Source organism: Desulfosporosinus fructosivorans (genome assembly GCF_004766045.1).
Taxonomy (GTDB): Bacteria; Bacillota; Desulfitobacteriia; order Desulfitobacteriales; family Desulfitobacteriaceae; genus Desulfosporosinus; species Desulfosporosinus fructosivorans.
Map to the genome: position 1 here is coordinate 277,942 of NZ_SPQQ01000005.1, position 17,369 is coordinate 295,310.

At 40.6% G+C, this 17,369-nt stretch carries 18 protein-coding genes; 10 read left to right on the plus strand and 8 right to left on the minus strand.

Translation table 11 applies throughout. The features are described 5' to 3' along the window. Positions 1-14: 14 nt before the first annotated feature. Positions 15-647 (minus strand): corrinoid protein, encoded by a 633-nt coding sequence (locus E4K67_RS15875; RefSeq protein WP_135548374.1) that lies wholly within the window; start codon positions 645-647, stop codon positions 15-17. 30 nt (positions 648-677) lie between these two features. Then, positions 678-1,481 carry a methyltetrahydrofolate cobalamin methyltransferase gene (locus E4K67_RS15880; protein WP_135548376.1) on the minus strand — a complete coding sequence of 268 codons (804 nt, stop codon included), beginning with the start codon at positions 1,479-1,481 and terminating at the stop codon, positions 678-680. 272 nt (positions 1,482-1,753) lie between these two features. Between E4K67_RS15880 and E4K67_RS15885 the strand changes: the two genes are divergently transcribed. The 8 genes from E4K67_RS15885 (at position 1,754) to E4K67_RS15920 (ending at position 10,657) form a co-directional block, all read left to right on the plus strand. Beyond that, positions 1,754-2,995, plus strand: coding sequence for a PucR family transcriptional regulator (locus E4K67_RS15885; RefSeq protein WP_135548378.1), 1,242 nt, complete (start codon positions 1,754-1,756; stop codon positions 2,993-2,995). A 284-nt stretch (positions 2,996-3,279) separates the two neighbouring features. Then, positions 3,280-3,981 (plus strand): polyphosphate polymerase domain-containing protein, encoded by a 702-nt coding sequence (locus tag E4K67_RS15890; RefSeq protein ID WP_274594884.1) that lies wholly within the window; start codon positions 3,280-3,282, stop codon positions 3,979-3,981. Between the two features lie 3 nt (positions 3,982-3,984). Then, a complete protein-coding gene (locus E4K67_RS15895) occupies positions 3,985-4,677 on the plus strand; it encodes a DUF4956 domain-containing protein (RefSeq protein WP_135548383.1) in 693 nt (230 codons plus the stop codon). Positions 4,678-4,693: 16 nt separating this feature from the next. Further along, a complete protein-coding gene (locus E4K67_RS15900) occupies positions 4,694-6,370 on the plus strand; it encodes a CotH kinase family protein (protein WP_135548385.1) in 1,677 nt (558 codons plus the stop codon). Positions 6,371-6,743: 373 nt separating this feature from the next. Next, a complete protein-coding gene (locus E4K67_RS15905; protein ID WP_243454495.1) occupies positions 6,744-7,568 on the plus strand; it encodes a phosphodiester glycosidase family protein in 825 nt (274 codons plus the stop codon). Between the two features lie 48 nt (positions 7,569-7,616). Next, entirely contained in the window at positions 7,617-8,690 is a 1,074-nt protein-coding gene (locus tag E4K67_RS15910) for a bifunctional glycosyltransferase family 2/GtrA family protein (RefSeq protein ID WP_135548389.1), read from the plus strand. 32 nt (positions 8,691-8,722) lie between these two features. Next, complete coding sequence (locus E4K67_RS15915; RefSeq protein WP_135548391.1) at positions 8,723-9,610, plus strand: peptidylprolyl isomerase; 888 nt, start codon at positions 8,723-8,725, stop codon at positions 9,608-9,610. A gap of 639 nt (positions 9,611-10,249) precedes the next feature. Then, positions 10,250-10,657 (plus strand): YtxH domain-containing protein, encoded by a 408-nt coding sequence (locus E4K67_RS15920; RefSeq protein WP_135548392.1) that lies wholly within the window; start codon positions 10,250-10,252, stop codon positions 10,655-10,657. Between the two features lie 305 nt (positions 10,658-10,962). On the opposite strand, the gene E4K67_RS15925 is transcribed toward E4K67_RS15920, so the two are convergent. From E4K67_RS15925 to E4K67_RS30155, 4 genes are all read right to left on the minus strand, one after another. After that, a complete protein-coding gene (locus E4K67_RS15925) occupies positions 10,963-11,496 on the minus strand; it encodes a permease (RefSeq protein WP_135548394.1) in 534 nt (177 codons plus the stop codon). Continuing rightward, the gene (locus E4K67_RS15930) at positions 11,493-11,972 is read right to left on the minus strand and encodes a permease (protein WP_135548395.1); all 480 of its coding nucleotides are present in this window, start codon (positions 11,970-11,972) and stop codon (positions 11,493-11,495) included. Before E4K67_RS15930 ends, E4K67_RS15925 begins: the two co-directional genes overlap by 4 nt. 205 nt (positions 11,973-12,177) lie before the next feature. Continuing rightward, a complete protein-coding gene (locus tag E4K67_RS15935) occupies positions 12,178-12,414 on the minus strand; it encodes a hypothetical protein (RefSeq protein WP_135548397.1) in 237 nt (78 codons plus the stop codon). A gap of 200 nt (positions 12,415-12,614) precedes the next feature. Further along, positions 12,615-12,761, minus strand: a complete 147-nt coding sequence (locus E4K67_RS30155; RefSeq protein WP_199242563.1) for a hypothetical protein — start codon at positions 12,759-12,761, stop codon at positions 12,615-12,617. A gap of 298 nt (positions 12,762-13,059) precedes the next feature. Between E4K67_RS30155 and E4K67_RS15940 the strand changes: the two genes are divergently transcribed. Further along, positions 13,060-13,554 carry a CBO0543 family protein gene (locus tag E4K67_RS15940; protein ID WP_135548399.1) on the plus strand — a complete coding sequence of 165 codons (495 nt, stop codon included), beginning with the start codon at positions 13,060-13,062 and terminating at the stop codon, positions 13,552-13,554. 177 nt (positions 13,555-13,731) lie between these two features. Here the strand turns inward: E4K67_RS15940 and E4K67_RS15945 are convergent, their stop codons facing one another. Next, the gene (locus E4K67_RS15945) at positions 13,732-14,871 is read right to left on the minus strand and encodes an aldo/keto reductase (RefSeq protein ID WP_135548401.1); all 1,140 of its coding nucleotides are present in this window, start codon (positions 14,869-14,871) and stop codon (positions 13,732-13,734) included. Positions 14,872-15,144: 273 nt separating this feature from the next. Here E4K67_RS15945 and E4K67_RS15950 point away from each other — a divergent pair, with 273 nt between their 5' ends. Further along, positions 15,145-15,549 carry a nitrite reductase gene (locus tag E4K67_RS15950; protein ID WP_135548403.1) on the plus strand — a complete coding sequence of 135 codons (405 nt, stop codon included), beginning with the start codon at positions 15,145-15,147 and terminating at the stop codon, positions 15,547-15,549. 301 nt (positions 15,550-15,850) lie between these two features. Here the strand turns inward: E4K67_RS15950 and E4K67_RS15955 are convergent, their stop codons facing one another. After that, positions 15,851-17,308 (minus strand): protein adenylyltransferase SelO, encoded by a 1,458-nt coding sequence (locus E4K67_RS15955; protein WP_135548405.1) that lies wholly within the window; start codon positions 17,306-17,308, stop codon positions 15,851-15,853. Positions 17,309-17,369 lie beyond the last annotated feature (61 nt).

Here is a 17,369-nt window from a genome sequence, read left to right on the forward strand (position 1 = left end):
CTAATGCCTAGTTTTTAAGCGCTTACTAATTCTTTAGCTTTGACAGCGGCACTTCCTGCATCGGGAGCAAAACCATCGGCACCGACTTCTGCTGCGAATGCTTCTGTTAAAGGCGCACCACCGACGATGACCTTAAACCCTTTTAATCCACTGGCTTTGAGCGCCTGAACGGTGCCCTTCATCGCAGGCATTGTTGAAGTAAGAAGTCCTGAACAGGCCACTAAGGTTACATTTTCATTATCTTTGACTGCATTTATAAATTTTTCTGCAGATACGTCTACGCCCAGATCGACGACCTTAAATCCGGCGCTTTCGATCATCATGGCAACGAGGTTTTTGCCGATGTCATGGAGATCGCCTTCAACCGTACCGATAACGCATGTGCCGAGAGAAGAAGTGCTCTCGCCTGTGAGCAAAGGTTTGAGTACCTCTACACCCTTGGACATGGCTTTAGCTGCCATCAGCATTTCAGGAACAAAAAGATCACCTGTGGAGAATTTATCACCGACAACGCCCATTGATTCAATCATAGCCTCAAGAATATCTCCAGCTGCGTTTCCTTCGTCTAAGGCTTCCTGTACCAACCCTGCGATTAGTTTCGCTTTTCCTGCCTCTACTTTGGCTTTTACTTCTGCAATTTTAGACATTATAAATTCCTCCTTAATAATTATTGATGACTATTTTTTCTCACCGAATTTACCCTCACGGAATGCTCCGATGTATTCCATGCAGTATTCGTCTTCACCTTTGAGTGCTTCAGTGGAATAGATCATGCCCATCATATCTCTGTTTAACGGGTTAATGATCGCACTGTCCATTCCTGCTGCCATCGCCAAAACTATGAAGGCTTGATTCACGAGTTTTCTAGATGGGAGATTATAGGAAATATTGCTTGCTCCCCCAGTGACATGAATCGTCGGATACTGTGCTTTGATTGCTCTTATAACTTCTGTTACTGAGTTGATTCCGTCTTCCGAGGTGCAAAGCATTTGAACCAAAGGATCAATGTGCAAGCGGGACGGATCAATGTTATATTCTTTTGCCTTGATCATGAGGGCAGCAAAGACTTCCATGCGTTTCTCAGAGTCCTGAGGAATTCCTGTGTCATCGTTTAAGAGGGCAACGCATTCCCATTTCGTATCAGCTATAAGCGGGAATATTACATCAACCTTGTCGCCTTCCATGGATACCGAATTGATAAGACCAGGCTTGTTGCAGAATTTAATCGCTTCTGCACAGATACGTACATTAGGGCTGTCGATAGCAATAGGTGTAGCTGTAACCTCCTGTACCAGATCAATAAGCCACTTTATAGTCTCGAGTTCTATGCTGTTCTCAACCGATGCGCATACGTCAATAAATGCAGCTCCTGCATCTGCCTGAGCTTTAGCCAGATTCCGAATAAAGTCTGCATCCTTTTCAGCGATTGCCTTTGCTACGGAAGGAATTGTACCGTTAATTTTTTCACCGATGATTATCAAGATCGATCTACCTCCATTTCTAATTTGACTTTCAAGCTGAATTTGCAGATTCATGAATAGCAACACTTCATAAGAGGATTAAAAAACCTTTAGCTAAAGCAATTCATCTTAGGTATAATAAAGATTAGTTGCTGTCCCCTCCTCAGATATTATTTGTATAGACATCTCTACAGTTTATATTCGTTTTTTTAAAGGTTCTCCCTTTGTAAAATATGACATAATATTCTGTTAAAAAAGTGCATAGTGCACAATCACCTAGTAAGGAGGCACCTATGGAGGATAATGTATTTCTTGCTCGCTATTCCCTGGAGTTAGTAAAGACACTCAGCAAAGGGTCCGGCTTGCAAGCCCTAGTCGATCTGGGATATCAAATGCTGGGCAACCCTTTTACGATAACTGACTTTAGCGTAAAGCTTCTTGCTTCAACCGGCGAAACCAACGTAGCCGATGACCCCGTCTGGAACGAGCTTCAGCTGAATAATAATTTTATTTTCCAAACCTATTCGTATTATGCTAAGAACAGCCTCTTTGACGAAATAGTGAAGCATGAAGAACCTTTTTACTGGTTGGACCCATACTGTAAATACCCCAGAATTATCGGGAAAATCTCCATCAACAATAGGAATGTGGCTGTTTTGGTGGCTTGCGCCCATAACCAGGATTTTAGAGAGAGCGACAAAGAAATCGTCTCCATCCTTTGCGATGCCTTTTCGATCGAGCTACAAAAAAATAAGTATAATCATTTATCTCAAGGCATGCTGCATCAAAGCTTTCTCCTCGATCTGCTCGATGGCAAGTTTGATGACGAAAGAAAAATTAATGAACGAATGAAAACATTAGGTTTAAAGTTTAAACGCAAGCTGTTTGTTATATGCTTGGACACCCAAAATTTGGATACATCAAAGTCAACGCTTCCTTATTTGAGAGAAGAAGTTGAGATTAAATTAGCTAACGCTAATGCAATAATCTATAATCACAATATTTCAATTCTCGCCAGTTGTGAAAATGAAATACATTTTCTGGAGATTGAATCAAAGGTTTTAAGAGAATTCATTATAACTAATAATTTACAGGCAGGTATCAGTCGCTCATTTACTGACTTAACGGAAGTAAGAGAACATTATCTGGAGTCCGTTGAAGCGCTAAAGCTGGGCAATCTTGTCAGAAAAGAGATTCATCTTTTCAGTTATGCTGATTACCTTATTTATGATGTTCTAAATCTTCATGTTGCTAACGGAAAATATAAAAAGTTTCTGCACCCTTCCTTGCTCAAACTGATCGAATATGATAAAAATTACAGCACAGATTTTGTCCACAGCTTTCATATCTATCTCTGTAATTTTAAAAACATCAAGGATTCGGCTACAGTTTTGAATATCCATCGCAATACCATGTTTAACCGGATAGAAAAGATCGAGAGTATATTAAATGTCGACCTTAATGACGTTGATATTTTGTTTCAGCTTTATCTGTCCTATAAAATCTTAGAAATGACGTTGGACGTTGAGGCCTGATCCGTCCCCAACGATCTGGAATCGTTGGGGACGGAAACTTATTGAAATATGGTTTTTACTCGTTGGGTTGAGCCGTCAAGAGCAAAAAAAGATATGCTCTCCTTAAGGTAGACAGATTAAAGAATACAAATCTGTTACTTTAAAGGGGAGCATATCTTTTTGCATGTTTTCAGCAAACATTCAGTCCATCTTCAATTGTGATTCAGAAAGCTTAGTTATAATGCCACTATACCAATTAAACATTACACATGAGGAGAAACGAGGTGTGAACACTGAACCAGCCCATTAAATATCGTCATGAGTTAAAGTTCTTTGTCAATTTTCATCAATATTACACAATTCGGCAGCGTCTTAAAAACCTAATGCAACCCGATGAGCACGTCAGTCCTACGGGAGAGTACCATATTCGCAGCTTATACTTTGATGACATCGGTAACACGGCGCTCACGGAAAAGTTAGGAGGAATACGTCAACGAAAAAAATACCGGATCCGTATGTACAATTTAGACGACAAGGTGATTCACTTTGAAAAAAAGATTAAGAATGGGGAGTATATTGCCAAAATCAAAGAGTTACTCACCAGAGAAATGGCTGACAACATCCTCGCCTGTGACTTTCATGAACTCAACATCCCGAGCAAGCCGTTTTTAATGGAATTGCACAACGAAATGACCCATAGATTGTTGCGACCCAAGGTGATCGTGGACTATGTTAGAGAGCCTTACACTCATTCTAACGGCAATGTTCGCATTACCTTCGATAAAGACTTGAAAAGTGGTTTACACCGCACGGATCTTTTCAGTCGAGATTTGAGTATGGTTCGGGCCTTGTCCGAAAACCAGATCATCCTGGAGGTTAAATTCGATGAGTATTTACCCAGCCCTATTCGAACTGCCTTGCAGTTGGAGGGTTTACAACATCAGTCCGCCTCGAAATATGTTATTTGTAGAAAATTTATTAAATTGAATGCATGGGAGGACCAGTAACGTATGAACACAGATGTAGCACTTACCTTTTCAGATATTATTAAAAACTCCGTCACTAGTAATTTTGTTTCCGATATCGCGATCTCAGAAGTCCTTATCACGATGACGATGGCCTTCTTTATCGGCTTCTTCATCTATCTACTCTATAAGCGAATTTTTAGCGGTGTCTTATATTCGAAGAGCTTTAATGTGACCTTGATTGGTATCACGATGGTTACCTCTATGATTATCATTGCCATCAATTCGAACCTTGTCCTCTCCCTAGGTATGGTCGGCGCACTCAGTATTGTGCGTTTTAGAACTCCAATTAAAGACCCAACGGATCTGATTTTCATTTTCTGGGGTGCCGCTGCAGGTATCGTGGTCGGCGCAGGATTCTATTCCCTCGCCATTGTTGGATCCATAATGATTGGTTTAGTGATGTTTATCTTTATTAAAAAGTCCTCCTTTGAAACACCCTACCTACTAGTGGTGAATTGCGACGGCGACGATAGCGAAAAAAATATTCTCAGCCTAGTTCACAAACATGCCAAACGATACAACCTGAAACAAAAAACCATATCGCAAGACAATATTGAAATAACACTTGAAGTTCGAGTCAAAGACAAAGAAAGCAGTTTTGTCAACCAAATCTCGGCACTTGTTGGCGTGAAAAATGCCGTACTCATAAGTTACAGCGGTGATTTTGTATCATGATCGGTGGTGATAATCAATGAAGTCCAAACTTGCAGTACCGTTTCTTCTTTTCGGGTTTGTCATCGTACTAATTGTCGGGTTCATGACTAATGGGGGATTCAGCCAAACTGATGCCTCCGTCCCCTCGACGAGCAACTCAGAAGTTATAGACAACAACGCAGTCCTAGACGAAACGGTGTTTCCCAAGGACAAAGTCGTCGATGTGAAAATTACGATGGATGACAATGATTTTCAGAATCTCATTGAAAATGCCACGGAGGAGGAATATAAAACCGCCTCTGTCGAATATAACGGCATAAAGCTTGATAATATCGGCATACGTGCCAAAGGCAACTCGTCCCTACGGAGTATTGGCAAGACGGATTCTGAGCGTTACAGCCTTAAGCTGTCGTTTGATGAATATATGGACAATCAGTCGTTGGCTGGACTGACTAAAATCAACCTCAACAATATGTACAGCGATGCCTCCTATCTGCGTGAATTTCTAACGTATGAATTAGCCGAGAAAATGGGACTACCGACCCCTAAATACTCCTACGTCAATATCTACGTCAATGACGAACTCTGGGGCTTTTATCTCGCGGTGGAGCAGATAGGAGATACCTACCTTGAACGGAATTTCGAAAATACCACCGGTGAATTGTACAAGGCCGAAATGAATGGTTCTGGTGGTGATCTCACGTGGTTGGGAGAAGATATTTCATCCTATTCAAGCCTAGTGGAGAAATCAAAGTCTTCCGACAGCGATAGCCTTATCAACATGTTGAATGAACTCAATAACGGCACGGATTACGCAAAGGTGTTAGATGTGGAAGAAACACTTGGTTATGTTGCTCTTAACGTGCTTACTTCAAATATGGATAGCTACTTGGGCCAAAACAAGCATAATTATTATTTGTATGAAGATGATGGCGTCTTTTCGATACTACCCTGGGATTATAATATGGCCTTCGGAGGATTTGGGGGATCCAATATCTTAATCGATGAGCCCACGCAAGGTGCTTTGTCTGAAAGACCCCTTATAGCTAAGTTACTCCAAGTGGAGGAATATAAAACAGCTTATCATGAGATGCTTAATGAAGCCATCGAAGGATACTTGTCTGATGCTCAGTTACAAACCAGAGTGCAAGAACTAACCCAGCTGATCGATCCCTATGTCAAGGCGGATCCATCCGCGTTCTCCACTTATGAAGAATATGAGCAAGGCGTAACACAATTGCTAACCTTCAATACCTCTAATGTTCAAACTATCGCTCAACAGCTTGACGGAACGATTCCTTCCTCTGGAGATGGTTCAGGAAGTGGCGAGAGTCGCGGAGGCGCCATGGGCATGGGCCAGAGAGAAGATAATGTCCAAGGGAACGAACCAACCGCAGCACAAGGGCAACCCGAGGCCAAAGCCCAAAACACGGCCATCTCAACACAAGCTGAGCAGACTCCTGACGCACAGACTAACCCCTATCAGGCTAACGGTCAACAGGAGCCTAATGACCAACAAAATGGTGCGCGCCAATTCGATAAAGGGGGGCAAGGCGGTCCACCAACTGGAATGGACGGCATGGGCGGTCCCCGCGGCGATATGAACGCAACAACTGGCCAAGGTAGCATAACAGAGTTGATTACAACAGGGATTTCGCTACTTGTTCTCCTTCTTGCCGGCTTGTTTATCACCTTCTTCAAGCGCAAGAGATAAACACAAAAGGACGTTGTCTCGCGCAGACTGTGCCACCGAGGTTTTAAGACTATCGGGTTAACCCTAGTGAACAACGCCCGCAATTATGCAGTGAGTGTTAGTGAGTGAGAGGTCAAGACTACCTTCGTAGTCTTGACCTTTACCATTTATTGTTTATATTTTCAGCTGAAATTGGCTCAATATTTCAGCTGAATTTCAGCTTCAACTCAGGTTCATTTAAGGATAGCCTTGTAAAGTATAAATAGAGTTATTAACTCAGTAAAGGAGGATAACAATCATCGATACTAAGGTCAAGACGAACAAAGCAAGATACATCCTGCTCATTCTAATTTTAGCCATTGCCTCCGTGTTATACCTTCTTGCTGATCGTTATTTGATCGAACATGTCGAAGGTAAGGAATTAGTAACAACTGAAAGTGCTATTACAGAAACGGCAAGCAACGTGTCGTCCGATGATTGGAACTACAAAAGTGACAACGTGGCTATCAGCATTGAAAAAATACAAACCGGGCAAGGCAAAGACACGGTCACTTATTTTGTGGCGGACGTTCAATTGAGTGATTCTTCAAGTTTAAAATCAGCCTTTGCCAAAGATCTCTTCGGACAAAACATTGTTGAAAAAACCTCAGAGATTGCCGCAGATAACAAGGCCGTCTTCGCGGTCAATGGAGATTATTACGGGTTTCGCAGCGATGGGGTATTAATCCGTAATGGTGTATTGTACCGAGATGAACCAGCTCGTGTTGGTGCTGTCTTATTAAAAAATGGGACGATGCAAACATTTGACGAAACGGATGTAACCGCCTCTTCCCTATTAGCCGATGGTGCCCTTCACACCTTATCCTTTGGTCCGGTCCTCATTAAGAATGGTGAAGTCGTTGAGGACTTTGACAAGGTTTCGGTGGATAGTAATTTCGGAAATCGATCTATTCAAGGCTCGAATCCGCGAACGGGTATTGGCATGATTTCTGCTAACCATTATGTCTTCGTGGTCGTCGATGGGCGTAAGGAAAACTACAGTAAAGGTATGACGTTATCTGAGTTTACCGATGTATTCGCCGACCTTGGCTGTACCGAGGCCTATAATCTTGACGGAGGAGGTTCGTCAACCATGTATTTTATGGGCAGAGTTGTGAACAACCCTCTAGGTAAACAAGCGGAACGCTCAATTAGCGATATTTTGTATATAAAAGGGTGATTGGACCTAAGTTGAACGACAAACTCATTAAGTAGGAGGTCGGATGTAATGACGATACTGATTCCTGCATACGAACCAGACATAAGACTATTGGCCCTGATCGAGAAATTACAGGCCGTCTGCAACTTTAAGATCGTCGTCGTGGATGATGGTAGTGGCCATGCTTACAGCGGTATTTTCAAGACTGTCCAAGATTATGGGTGTACTGTATTAACCCATACAACAAATCAAGGTAAAGGCCGAGCCTTGAAGACAGGGTTCAGATATATTCAGGAAACAGGTGAATCTGACGGCGTTGTCTGTGCTGATAGTGATGGACAACATTTACCCCAAGATATTCTCAAAATATCTCAAGAAATTAATGCATTTAAAGGACACATTATTCTCGGTTGTCGACGTTTTACAGGGAACGTTCCAATGCGTAGCCGTTTTGGAAATACTATAACCAGAATGGTCTATTCCTTTTCTACAGGTAAATCGATTTATGATACCCAGACGGGGCTGCGTGGTTTTTCTTCTGATATGCTCGACTGGCTCTGTAGTGTTTCGGGAGAACGATTTGAGTATGAAATGAATATTCTGCTCGAAGCTGACAAGGAAGACTTCTCCTTCAGGGAGGTGGATATTGATACTGTATACCATCATAACCACTCCTCACATTTCCGAACCATTATCGATTCGGCCAAAGTATATCTTCCGATTCTAAAATTCAGTGCGTCTTCCCTGCTGTCTGGTGTACTTGATATCGCCCTATTGCTACTAATCCAGTCAATATATCCAAATTTATTACTTGCTGTAGTAGGAGCAAGAGTTTGTAGCTCAGTCTTCAATTATACTTTGAATAGGGTTTTTGTCTTCTCTAAAGGCAATCGGACTGGCTTCCAAAGTTCTCTGAAAAAGTACTTTACCCTGGTACTCATCATAATGGCCTTGAATTATGGACTTCTATACATGATCAATCTCCAATTTGGTGTTCCCTTGTTTTATGCAAAGCTGCTCACTGAGACAATCTTATTTCTATTCAGCTATTTGATACAAAAAAGACTAGTATTTAAAGATCGTAGGGGTTCTTCGGGACCCGTGATGTTCAAAGGACCCGAATATTTTAAACCAACGTTCTAAAACTTACTAATTGAATTTAAAGGAGTAAAGACATGATATTTAAAAAAATTAAGACGATTTACATTGGGCTATTCACCCTCCTATTAGTTGTTGGAATTGGAATCGGATCTGTTTATGCTACTCAAAACAACATTGTTGCCAAGGTCAACGGGGTAGAGATTTCTGAGACTGAACTGCAGGATTTTCTACTTCAGCAAGGGGGGAACGATGCATTAGATACTTTGATTCAACAGAGTATTATTAAACAAGAATCCGAAAAACAGAATATCCAAGTTTCTGAGGCAGATATTGATAAGGAACTAGCAACAGTGAAAGCAACTTTTGATAGTGAAGAAGCCTTTAACCAAGCCTTAGAAACGAATGCCCTTACACTAGATGATCTTAGGAAAAATATCGTTACGAATATTCAAATATTACGCCTTCTTGAAGCCAATAAGCCTATAACAGAAGAAGAAATAAAACAATACTTCGAGACGAATAAAGACAGTCTTGCCGTTGCCGAGGAAGTTAATGCTAGCCATATTCTAGTGGCAACCGAAGAACTTGCCACCGAGGTTAAAGCGAAGATTGCAGCAGGGGAGGATTTTGCTGATTTGGCTAAACAGTATTCGACTGACGAGAGTACCAAAGATCTAGGTGGAAATCTTGGTTTCTTTGCAAAAGGAGAAATGGTACAAGAATTTGAGGAGGTCGCGTTCTCTTTAGAAGTCGGATTAGTTAGCGATCCTGTCAAAACAGAGTATGGCTATCACATTATTAAAATAGAAGATAAAAAAGAAGCAAAGGTAGCCACTCTTGAAGATAGCACTGCAAAAATCAAAGAGGCCTTGTTGGATCAAAAATTGGAAACAGAATTTGATCCTTGGCTTCAAGAGCGGTTAGCAGAGTATACTATCGAAAATTATCTGACGAAGACTTGATAACCTTCGTTAACTAACCTCAAAGGGGATCAGGCGCCAATGTGCCTGATCCCCTTTGGGGGTCATCTACAACAAAAATCTTAGCCATCCCTTGCCCTCTTTCCCTATAATTATTGATAGTTATAATATTCCACAAATATTATAAGATTCTTTCTTTTACTTAAACTTCTTTCCTTATCTAATCTTAAAATTTAAAAACAAAATGCGCTGAATTTTGCATCTTCTCAACCAACGCATTAAATATTTCATGATCAAACTCTCCAAGTAGTTAGTCCCTACTGTTTATTGTCCCTTGGATTTCTTCAAGCCTTTGCTTCAACCATCTTTTGATCGATTACCTTAATCCCTAGACACTTTTTATATATGAATATCTTGAACATAAGAGGAGTTTTTCCAGTGGAGAGCATATAATAAAAAAAGGCGTGAAAACAGATGATCATGATTGTATTCTACCATGGTTCAAGTTCGCAATCTTAACCTGGTGGTGCCCCTTTCGAACAGTCACATATTAATTTGGTAGAATCCGATGACTGTCAGCAATTTACTTTTAAAAATAGATTTTTAGGGGTGTGAGTAACCTACAGGACAAAGGTATATTAATTGTTTCAAACTGTAATATTTAATAGGAGTGGATAAGACATGGGAAATAATATCAAGAGTAAAAAGGGTAATATGGTAATTAAGGCTGCTATGTTTGGAAGTCTTGCTGGAGTAATAACGGGGTTATTACTTGCTCCAAAGAGCGGATTGGAATTACGCCAAGATCTTGCCGTACAGGCCCACGAAATCGGAGACAAAGCCGTAGAAATCAGAAACAAGGCGCAAAGTGCTTTGCAAAACGTCGAGGAAAAAACCCAAATTACAGTTAATACCGGTAAAAGTTTGATTCAGAAAGGAAAACAACTGGTTAGTAACCTAAAAATACTGGTATATGAGATTCAACATGGTGCTTTGACAAAGACCGTTTCTATTTATGCATCTGACAATAAGGATAGCGGTGAGCCAACAAATGATATACCAATCATTGAAAATGAACATGAGTACTAGTTTTGCTGGTCCAAGGTAGAGATACAAACCAAAATTTCTCCATCCGGTGGAAGGCGTGGTGCAACAGATATACTTATGAAAGCTATAAAGGGGTATGTGAATAATTTATCGGGGTAACTTTATACTCCATTATTTCATCCACCCTCAACCCACTCTTCATTGCGCAAAAACAAAATGCGCTGGTGTGAGAATTTCTATCTTCTCAACCAAGCATTAAATATTTCTTCATTGAACTCTTCAAGTAGTGTATTCGGCTATTTATCGCTTCTAGGATTTCGTCAAACCTTTGTTTCAACCCTTCATCATTAGATACTACCAACACTATTATATATATACTGCTTCTCTCTTTCATTTAATAGCTTTCCAGTGATGTAAGCAATGAGAATAATTACAGGAATATTAATTACAAACCGAGTTATCATGAACTTCCAGCCCATCGAAGAAGCCTCAAATAAAAGCATTGGTATTTTGGTTGTTGACCAGGCACCAATAAAGATTAAGACATTTGAAAGCTTGCTCCCTTTCTGAAGAAGCACGCCTGCTACAGGAAACGCTGCATATAACGGCCCTGCCGCAGCCGAACCTAAGAAAAATGCGATTAGAACCCCAAGTATTCCCGATTTCTCACCCATCAACTTGATCATTGTTTCACGTTGTACCCATACATCCAAAAGACCTAATAGAATAAATATGGGAGGAATAATCGAAAGCATTTCTACAGCATTGTTCCAAGTGATGTCGATTGACTTTTGACCCACTGCCGGATATAAAGCATAGATGACGATATTTATGATGATCATTCCCAAGAAATACTTGTATCTTTTAAGCAACATTTTCATCCCAACACCACCCCGATTGCTATTGCAACGATAAACGAAAACATGAACGCCAAGCTATTCCTGAGTATTGTGGCTTTTCTGCCAAAATACTTTATCTCCAAAGGAATTGTCACGATTCCAACCATCATTAATGTAGAGATAAATACGGCGATTTGCATAAACCCCGCACCGCTGTTCAACAAGGCCGAAGCTAAAGGAAAGGCCACAAATCCGGGTATTAAGGTGACTGAACCGACAATAGATGCCATAAGCATTCCCCACCGCCCAGATTTCTCCCCGATTAATCCAGAGATTACTTCAGGGCTCAAGACTGCCAGCATGATACCTATAATCACCAAAATTGATAGTAATTGTGGGAGAATATTTTCAAAAGACTTCCACGCCTTCTTTAAGGCTAGGAACGTCTTTTTCTTATCCCTTATGTAGGAAAAGATAAGAAAGCCGAAAGCCACAACGTACATAAGAATAGTAAACATTTTTAAGCATCCCTTCTCAATTTTGCTATAATAATCTTGCAATATAATTACAAATATTTTCGTTATCTTTCATGTTTCGCGAGATTAAAGGTTCTATCCTCGCCCTTGATCATACTCCCCTGGACTATGATCAAGGGCGAGGGAAATCAATCAACTTAATCGAACTAAGCTCATACTTTTGATGGCCACGGAAAATTGACAGTAATCACATCCGAAGTCCATCATTAATACTAATCTTCATCTTACGTTTCCCTAATTCTTGCTCTAGCAAAAGAAGGTGTTGTAAGGGAGGCAAGATTTCGTCATCCTCTATAATTCTTTCAATGAAATAAAGGCAGTTGGCTTTATCCTCTTGTGAATTGTTCAAGGTTTTATACTTAAAACAACTTACTAGGTCGTTGTTGTCTTCAATACCCAAACCGCAGCTCTGACATGTTTTCATGTTCTCGCTTCCTTTCAATTTTCCCAGCCTCTTTAAATTTCTTCATTTATAGTAAAGATCCTCCTGCGATAAGAAAATAATCCTCACAGGAGGCGAGTTTGACCCGGTATTCTTATCCCCATAGCTGAAGTTAGGGGCTTTACGGCAACAAGTGGTAATCAAAAAAAGGACAGCTAAAGCCGTCCTGAGATGTTGAATAATTAATCATGACTAGGATCTGCATTATCATTAGTTGGGATATCCGTCTTTTCTGCTATTACTTTTGACTTTGGTGTTATTATTCCTGGTTTAGGAGTATTTCCTAGTGGTAAGAAATTTGTATTGTTGCTTTTACCTAAGGTTGCCATGTTTTAATCTCCTTTACAGTAATCTGACTTTAGTTTCTACAATAGGCGGAATTCTAAAACGTTAATTTATGCCATTAAAATAATTACCAGAGCACAAAACATCAGACTGAGTTTCTTCGCAAAAGACGACTGGGGGCCAAGCCCTCCATTTGTTAAGCATACATTACCATAAAGTTGAGCATAATTTTCATGATCATAAATACTCCTGTATATTAAATATAGAGGAAAGACAGATGAACAGCATAGAAGAAGCACAGGAAATGATTTCAAATTGCAAATACAGCTACGGGATGTAAGCATGAATTACTGGACCGAGCATGTATTTAATACTTGGCAATGGTGGTTTAATATAGCGGCCCTTTTACTGCCAGTCATCTTATGGTGGAAATTGGTGGACAAGAAAAAGCTGATGGAAATCATTGTCTATGGTTTTATGGTAAGTGCTTTTGCAATTTACTTTGACACTATCGGTGAAACTTCCGTACTGTGGGAATATCCCTATCTTATCATTCCCCTGGACTATATATTAATCGATGTAGATTATGCAATCATGCCAGTGTTATATATGCTAGCTTATCAGTACTTTCCCACCTGGAAGGGCTATACAGCTGCAAATATTGTACTTTCCGCCTCTTACGCCTTTCTAGCGGAACCGTTGTTTGTAAAGCTCGGTCTTTATGAAATGCACGGTTGGAAATTCATTTATTCCTTCCCTATCTATGTCGTTATAGCAATTTTATGTAAATGGCTCACACTCTATTTTATTGAAAAGCAGACAGCTATGGAAGATTAATATTTATTCTTAGCCTAAATCCAAAAATAGTCCCTACCGACAAGGTAAGGACTATTTTTCGTTACTATATTTCCAAGGTGTGAAACACAAAACTCCAATGTTCTAGCTATGAGTGCCTTTCAACTGTGCTTATTATTCTCAAGAATTTATAAGCGTATTAATAATATTAATTTAGAACTATTCAAATATAGACTTTACTTTTTCCAGCTCTTGTCGAATCGGTATAGCCTGAGGACAATGAGTTTCACATATACCACATTCTTTACAGTTTGAGGCCCTTTGCTGTGGTTGAAGCATCTTATATGATTCTTCTCTGCAGAACATATGATGGTTGTTGTACATAGCAAAACAAGAAGGAATATTTACCCCGGCTGGGCAAGGCATGCAATAGCCGCAAGCTGTACAATTTATTTTAATTCTTTGCTTAAAGAGACTTTTAGCCCTATCGATTACGTCCAATTCTTTTACTGGTAAAGAGTTCTCTCTCGCTTCGCTAGCTATCTTTAAATTTTCGACAACCTGTTCCATGGTATTCATACCGCTTAACACAACCGATACTTCTGGATGATTCCAAACCCATCTTAAAGCCCATTCAGCCGGAGTTCGATTTACCTCGGCTTGGCCAAATGCATCTAGAACGTCATCCGGCAGTCCCACTGCAAGCTTCCCGCCTCTTAAGGGCTCCATGATTGTAATGCCTAAACCCTTTTGGGCTGCATATTTCAGTCCTTCCAAACCAGCCTGAAAATTCTCATCCAAATAATTATACTGTATTTGACAGAAGGACCAATCATAATAATCTACGATCTCATTAAAATTATCATGCTTATCGTGGAAGGAAAAACCTGCGTGTTTAATCCTTCCATCTTTAATCGCCTGATCTAGGAACTCAGTAATTCCGGCTTCTTTGACATTTTTCCATAAGACACTGTTCAAAGCATGGACTAGATAAAAATCGATTACATCAGTCTCAAGTCGTTCTAATTGTTCATTAAGGTATTTATCCATATCTTCTCTAGTTTTTATCAGCCAACTAGGGAGTTTTGTAGCTATTTTTACCTTCTCTCGATACCCATCCTTTAATACTTTGGCAACGAAGGGTTCACTTTGGCCTGCTGACCCCATACCCGTACCATGGTAAGGATAAGCCGTATCTATGTAATTTACGCCTTCATCTATTGAATATCGGATCGACTGGATGGCTTTTTCTTCATCGATTTGGGTCTGATCACCTCCTGGAAGAATCGGGAGCCTCATACATCCAAATCCAAGAATTGAGACCATTTCATTTGTTTTACCAAATTTTCTAAATAGCACATTAATTCCTCCGTATAAACAAATTATTATTAGCTCACTGTTAATTATACAATTATTACGCTATTTTACCCAAAAAACGCCTACAACTATTTGTTCAGACGTTTTTTAAGGCGTATTATTTTTAATAGCCACTATCCTTGTCATAATGTGAAACTCCCAGTTCTAGAGGAGTGAGGCCCCCACGCACTAAAACTTTCATAATATACCAAAAGTTCATTTTTACACTATATCGTTGTATAATAAATTAATATAATAATTATAGAGGTGTTAAATATGCCCGTAGAGCCCGTAGAGATTGAAGATAAAGAGAAGATGATTAAAACCTGTCAAGCTATCTTGGATTCTTGCGAAAAACCTTTTGTTTGGGAAGACGAAGATACATATCAATATGGGAACTATAAAAAGCCTTTTAATCTTTTTCTGCCGCATAGACAGATTGATGACGAATTGCATAATCTGTTTGAAGGATTTTCAAGCTCTAGCTATTTGTACGATCAGATTAAGGCAACTTGTACACTTGATGAGGAATGGGTTGAGTATGGGACTTACGGCTTGGATAGAGATTTCAGTTGTTACTTCAGTAAATTTACTCTAAAACCAGAATATATTGAGCAAGTCAAAACCTATTTTAATAATCGCCTTAGCGAATTAAAGAAGAGTACAAGTGCAGTAATTTAGCTGCCGACATTATTGCGGATTAAATACATCTCTTCGCCGAAATGGTACGACTTAATGGTACGACTTATTAGAAGAGGCTGTTACGAAACTTGAGATTATTTAAGTCGGTGGTGCGTTATCCCAAAAAAGAGGATTGTACACCTTTGAAGTGGTGAACAATCCTCTAAATATATAAGGAATTAACAAATATAGTGGGGCTGTAACAAACTGGAAAACATGTTTAGTTACAGCCTATTAATTGTTCAATTCCAGTGCTAACTCTATTCCACAAACTCTTTTTATGAGTGATCTAATGCCTTTATCAGGTACCGCAAAAGGTTCGGTAAGGACGGGCTGATAGCTCAGGCAATGTACAGTAATCAGCCTGTTCGGTGGAGTGCGCGTACGGGCTTGAAAGGACATCAAGAAGTTTTTCCATCACGCTGTAGTCTTCTTTTTCCACCGCGGCTTCTAGCGCAGCTTCTACCCGGTGGTTGCGAGGGATTACGGCAGGATTGGAATTCCGCATCAACTGATGCGAGGAGGCTTTCGATTCCTGTTGCCTGCCTAGTCTCTCCTGCCACAACTCATGCCACTTAGCAAATTCCGAGTTGCCATACAGAACCGTATCCTTCAGCGTATCAAACGTTAAGGCGCGGAAGGTATTGGTATAGTCCGCACGATACTTCTGCATATTGCTGAGCAGATCATCAATAAGGGATTCATCTTGTTTCTCTTCATTAAATATCCCCAGTTTTGCTCTCATTCCCGAGAGCCAATGATTGTGATACAACTCAGTAAAACCTGAAATCGCATCCTGGGCCAGTTCGACAGCCTGGTCTTGATCGACATGCAGTAGCGGCAGTAGGGTTTCAGCAAATCGGGCAAGATTCCACCCGGCAATAGATGGCTGATTGCCATAGGCATAGCGTCCTTTAACGTCAATAGAACTAAATACTGTTGCAGGGTCATAGACATCCATGAAGGCGCAAGGACCATAATCAATAGTTTCTCCACTAAGGGCCATGTTGTCGGTGTTCATCACCCCGTGAATAAAGCCAACCAGTTGCCATTTGGCAATCAGCATTGCCTGGCGTTTGATTACCTCCTGAAGTAGTAAAAGATAGTTGTTTGGGGCAACGTCAAAGTCTGGAAAATGTCGATACAATGTATAATCAGCCAAGATCCGAAGATCCGGCGCAGTGCCCCATTCTGAAACAAATTGAAAAGTGCCGACGCGCAGATGACTAGTAGCCACACGGGTTAGAATTGCACCAGGCTGTTCGGTTTCGCGGATGACTGATTCACCGGTTGTCGCCACCGCTAGGCTGCGGGTGGTAGCAATACCAAGCGCATGCATTGCCTCGCTGATGATGTATTCGCGCAGCATCGGTCCAAGCGTTGCTCGACCATCTCCCCCGCGGGAGTATGGCGTTCGCCCTGAACCCTTGAGCTGAATATCAACACGATCACCTTGAGGAGTGATCTGCTCGCCAAGCAACACAGCCCGGCCGTCCCCTAATAAGGCAAAATGCCCGAATTGATGCCCTGCATAAGCTTGCGCAAGAGGCAAAGAGCCTTCAGGAATGCGGTTGCCAGCAAGTACCTCTACACCATCTTTACTTCGCAGTGCCTCGACGTTCAACCCGAGGGACTTTGCCAACGGATAATTAAGTATGACCAACTTTGGTGAGCGAACAGCGATTGGGTTGAGACTGGTGAAAAATGTTTTCGGTAGACGAGCATAACTGTTGTCTAAGTTCCATCCTGTTACTGTCATCGTATCTCCTATTCTTCTTTTTGTCTTTATCTACTTTGCCAATTTATTATACCCTTTTCAA

Bases quoted from the DNA above. Each gene is read 5' to 3' on its own strand.
- E4K67_RS15920 (WP_135548392.1), top strand. From the start codon at position 10,250: ATGGGAAATAATATCAAGAGTAAAAAGGGTAATATGGTAATTAAGGCT.
- E4K67_RS30155 (WP_199242563.1), bottom strand. From the start codon at position 12,761: ATGGCAACCTTAGGTAAAAGCAACAATACAAATTTCTTACCACTAGGA.
- E4K67_RS15955 (WP_135548405.1), bottom strand. From the start codon at position 17,308: ATGACAGTAACAGGATGGAACTTAGACAACAGTTATGCTCGTCTACCG.
- E4K67_RS15875 (WP_135548374.1), bottom strand. From the start codon at position 647: ATGTCTAAAATTGCAGAAGTAAAAGCCAAAGTAGAGGCAGGAAAAGCG.
- E4K67_RS15885 (WP_135548378.1), top strand. From the start codon at position 1,754: ATGGAGGATAATGTATTTCTTGCTCGCTATTCCCTGGAGTTAGTAAAG.
- E4K67_RS15940 (WP_135548399.1), top strand. From the start codon at position 13,060: ATGAATTACTGGACCGAGCATGTATTTAATACTTGGCAATGGTGGTTT.
- E4K67_RS15895 (WP_135548383.1), top strand. From the start codon at position 3,985: ATGAACACAGATGTAGCACTTACCTTTTCAGATATTATTAAAAACTCC.
- E4K67_RS15925 (WP_135548394.1), bottom strand. From the start codon at position 11,496: ATGAAAATGTTGCTTAAAAGATACAAGTATTTCTTGGGAATGATCATC.
- E4K67_RS15910 (WP_135548389.1), top strand. From the start codon at position 7,617: ATGACGATACTGATTCCTGCATACGAACCAGACATAAGACTATTGGCC.
- E4K67_RS15935 (WP_135548397.1), bottom strand. From the start codon at position 12,414: ATGAAAACATGTCAGAGCTGCGGTTTGGGTATTGAAGACAACAACGAC.
- E4K67_RS15900 (WP_135548385.1), top strand. From the start codon at position 4,694: ATGAAGTCCAAACTTGCAGTACCGTTTCTTCTTTTCGGGTTTGTCATC.
- E4K67_RS15915 (WP_135548391.1), top strand. From the start codon at position 8,723: ATGATATTTAAAAAAATTAAGACGATTTACATTGGGCTATTCACCCTC.
- E4K67_RS15950 (WP_135548403.1), top strand. From the start codon at position 15,145: ATGCCCGTAGAGCCCGTAGAGATTGAAGATAAAGAGAAGATGATTAAA.
- E4K67_RS15930 (WP_135548395.1), bottom strand. From the start codon at position 11,972: ATGTTTACTATTCTTATGTACGTTGTGGCTTTCGGCTTTCTTATCTTT.